The sequence below is a fragment of the Streptomyces guryensis genome (assembly GCF_021261325.1).
GTDB classification, from domain to species: Bacteria; Actinomycetota; Actinomycetes; order Streptomycetales; family Streptomycetaceae; genus Streptomyces; species Streptomyces guryensis.
This window is the reverse complement of sequence record NZ_JAJSBI010000067.1, coordinates 1-3,266: the sequence shown is the minus strand read 5'-3', so window position 1 is coordinate 3,266 and position 3,266 is coordinate 1. Positions and strand designations below refer to the sequence as shown.

Annotated in this window: 4 protein-coding genes and 1 pseudogene; 1 reads left to right on the top strand and 4 read right to left on the bottom strand. The window is 67.0% G+C overall.

What is annotated here, in order from left to right; all coding sequences use genetic code 11:
* Positions 1 to 119: 119 nt before the first annotated feature.
* A complete protein-coding gene (locus LJ657_RS47940) occupies positions 120 to 758 on the bottom strand; it encodes a hypothetical protein (protein ID WP_232656074.1) in 639 nt (212 codons plus the stop codon).
* Positions 759 to 766: 8 nt separating this feature from the next.
* Positions 767 to 1,693 carry an ABC transporter permease gene (locus LJ657_RS47935; protein ID WP_232656073.1) on the bottom strand — a complete coding sequence of 309 codons (927 nt, stop codon included), beginning with the start codon at positions 1,691 to 1,693 and terminating at the stop codon, positions 767 to 769.
* A 112-nt stretch (positions 1,694 to 1,805) separates the two neighbouring features.
* Here LJ657_RS47935 and LJ657_RS47930 point away from each other — a divergent pair, with 112 nt between their 5' ends.
* The gene (locus tag LJ657_RS47930; RefSeq protein ID WP_232656072.1) at positions 1,806 to 1,973 is read left to right on the top strand and encodes a hypothetical protein; all 168 of its coding nucleotides are present in this window, start codon (positions 1,806 to 1,808) and stop codon (positions 1,971 to 1,973) included.
* A gap of 7 nt (positions 1,974 to 1,980) precedes the next feature.
* Here the strand turns inward: LJ657_RS47930 and LJ657_RS47925 are convergent, their stop codons facing one another.
* Positions 1,981 to 2,706 carry an ABC transporter ATP-binding protein gene (locus LJ657_RS47925; RefSeq protein WP_232656071.1) on the bottom strand — a complete coding sequence of 242 codons (726 nt, stop codon included), beginning with the start codon at positions 2,704 to 2,706 and terminating at the stop codon, positions 1,981 to 1,983.
* A 23-nt stretch (positions 2,707 to 2,729) separates the two neighbouring features.
* Positions 2,730 to 3,266 (bottom strand): annotated as a pseudogene (locus LJ657_RS47920) (hypothetical protein); the annotation flags it as partial.

The window sequence follows — 3,266 nt, the reverse complement described above, 5'->3', positions numbered from 1 at the left end:
TCTCGACCACGATGCGCACCGCGCCCTCACGGAACTCAGCGTCGTACGGCGGCTTCTTCTTGGACCCCATGAATCCCAACTTCCCCTGCAATCACGGGCTCCACGCTACGAGGGGATGGTCACTCCCCGACCTGCCTGGTCCTGCCGGTGGTGAGGTCGAGCACACTCGCCTTCACGTCGGCCCCCTGTCCGGTAGCCAGGCACACCGTGTCACTGGACGGATCGGACGCAGCCAGCGTGACTGGTCCCGGAACCTGCACGTCCCGGACTTTCTTCCACGTCTTCGCATCGCGTACCAGCACACTGGTGGTTTTGCTGCCCGCCGTGGCAGCGCCCTGATCTCTTCCGGAGGCGACATGAACGGCCGCGACCAGGCTCTTGCCCGGCACGAGTTCGCGCAGTCGCTCCGTGTCGTCCTTCTCATCCAGGGCGTTCCGGGCGGTGTTCAGCGTGAAGAGCCGGTCCGGACGCTCTCCTTTGCGGGGGGTTGACAGCCACCACGTCCCGTCGCCCAGCTGCACGAGCTGAGGAGCCTGCACGTCATCGTCGCTGTCCTTCTGCGGCACAACAGCCAGCGCCTGCGCGTGGCGGGCTTCGGGATTGATACCGACCACCACTGTGTGCCCGGACACGCTCGCCGTCACAAAGGTCTGCGATCCCTTCCAGTCCGTTCCCAACTCCACATCGTCGGAAGCGGAACAGGAGGCCAACAGAGCAGCGGACACCGCGAGCGCGGCGTACGACGTCTTGCGCCACATGACAGGGATCACCAGTCCTTCATGGCTTCAGTGGGGGACATGCGAGCGGCACGACGAGCCGGGAGCACGGCGCCAGCAGCTACGACGACAACGGTCGCAACCGACAGAGAGATCAGCGTCAGCGTCCCCGGAAGCGGCACCGTGTCGCGCACATACGGGGCGATGTCGCTGATGCGCCGAAGACCAGCAGCCGCCGCACTGGACGCGCCCACCGCAAGGACGACGCCGAGGGCAGCCGCCACCACCCCGGCGATCGCCATCTCCGCCACGAGCATCCCCATCACCGAGCGGCTACGGAAGCCGACTGCCTTGAGGATGCCCACTTCCTGGGCCCGCTGCCGCCCCAGCGCACCCGTTACCGTGACCGCCCCTACGAAGGCGAGCACGCCCAGAACGCCGAGCAGCACGTTCCCAGTCAGGCTGACCAACTGGAGCACTCCGGGAAGAGCCTGAAGCTGCTGCTGCAGGGAGTTGGCCGGGTAGTTCATCCTCTGCACAGCCTTGAGCACGCCCGGTACATGGGCGGCACTGTCAGCCACCACCGTCAGCTGATCCCAGCCTGAGGTGCGCAAGTAGTCGTCGGTCGTCTTGCCGGCCGCAGCCGCCGCCCACTTCACTACGGTCGCGTCGTCCGCATACGCGGTGTCCGGGCCGTCGAACTGCCAGCTGGGGTCGTACAGACCCACCACCTTCACCCGGTCGCTCACCGTGTCCCCCACGCCGGGCCGCACATATCGGTGCGCGTCCACTGTCACCGTCCTGCCCACCATCGAAGACAGGTCCACCCCGTGCGTGGAGGCGGGAAAGACCACTTCTCCGCGGTGCAGCGGAAACAGCTGCTTGCGCACCGACTTGACCACGGGGGGTGCCAGCGCCTTGCGATAGGTCGTCGCATACAGCAGGTCGGCCCCCTCGGGGTTGTCCCGTACCGGCATCGACACCTGAAGCCTGTGCTGGACCGACTCGACGTGAGCGATCTTCGCCAGGCGCTTCTCCGTCGCGTCCGTCAGCTGAGCGGTGTCGGGACGCCCCTCTGGGGAGTCCACCGTGACCGACCGGTTCGCCGTCGACTCCCCGACCTGGCTGGTCGTCGTCCCCTGCGCGTTCGAGGCGATCCCGATCGCGCTCAGGCACACCGCACCGGCGACCGCGACCATCGCCACCAGCCCCAGCAGCCGACTGCGCAGCGCTCGCACGTTCCACCACGCCACCTGAAACAGGTTCACAGCTCACCCTCCCGCGAACCCCCGGTGCGTGCCCAGGAGCGGCCGTGCGTCTTGTCCTGTGCCGAAAGACCCGCGCCCCGGCCCAGCTGGTGAACGACGTCGGCTGCATCCGCGACCGCCTGATTGTGTGTCACGACCAGCACCCCCCGCCCGTCGTCCGCCATTTCCCGGAACAGGCCCAGCAACAGGGCCTCGCTCTCGGTATCCAGGTTTCCGGTGGGTTCGTCGGCCAGCAGCAGTGGCGGATCGTTCACCAGCGCTCGGGCCAGCGCCACGCGTTGTTGCTCGCCTCCGGACAGCTCGTTGGGCCGGTGCTCGCACCGGTCTCCCAGCCCCACGCGCTCCAGCAGACCGCGCGCCCGGGCCTCTGCCTCCCGGCGCCTGCCGGTGTACGGAAGCAGGACATTGCGCAGGGCACTGTGCTGTGGCAGCAGGTTGTAGGACTGGAAGACGAACCCCAGACGCCGACGCCGCAGTTCCGCGAGTGCGCTGTCTGACAGACCATGGGTGTCGCGGCCCTCCAGCTCCACCCGGCCTGTGTCGGGTTTCGTCAGCAGCCCGAGAATGTGCATGAGGGTGGATTTGCCCGATCCGGAGTGTCCGACGAGCGCGGTGACGCATCCCGGCGCGACAGCGAGATCGATGTCTTTGAGGACGTCGACTCGCTGGCCGCGCAATGTATAGGACTTGCCTATCCCACTCGCTGTCAGCAGTGTGCTCACGGGGGTTCTGCTCACTTTCTGTCTCAGGAGCCCTGCGAGGGCAGAGTTCCCAGCTTCCGATCCAGTGCCTTGTCCAGCTCCCATACCGCCCATGTCGTCTTGAGGTCGCAGCCCGGCTCGTCATCTGGGCGGTACAGGCCGGGAAGCCCCGGACAGCCCCGGTGCGCCCTGAACTGACTGGCAAGGTGACTCACCATGGATTCGTCGGCATGGCCGCCGAGCAGCAGGTAGGCGCGGAGGATCAGCGCACGGTCATAGACGCTTGCGCGGGGCCCCGGGTCGGCTGCCCATCGCTTGAGCACGTCCGCGGTCAGCCATCCAGGTGTCCGATCCTCCTGGACGGTCTGGTGCAGGCCGACCACCAGCGTGGCAGCCGCTTGCGCGCCTTCCAGATCGTCAACGCTCCAGCGCGTGACGGAGGGAACCGGTATCGGTATTGACCATCCCCTCGTAGCGTGGAGCCCGTGATTGCAGGGGAAGTTGGGATTCATGGGGTCCAAGAAGAAGCCGCCGTACGACGCTGAGTTCCGTGAGGGCGCGGTGCGCATCGTGGTCGAGAC

Bases quoted from the DNA above. Each gene is read 5' to 3' on its own strand.
- LJ657_RS47940 (WP_232656074.1), bottom strand. From the start codon at position 758: ATGTGGCGCAAGACGTCGTACGCCGCGCTCGCGGTGTCCGCTGCTCTG.
- LJ657_RS47935 (WP_232656073.1), bottom strand. From the start codon at position 1,693: ATGCCGGTACGGGACAACCCCGAGGGGGCCGACCTGCTGTATGCGACG.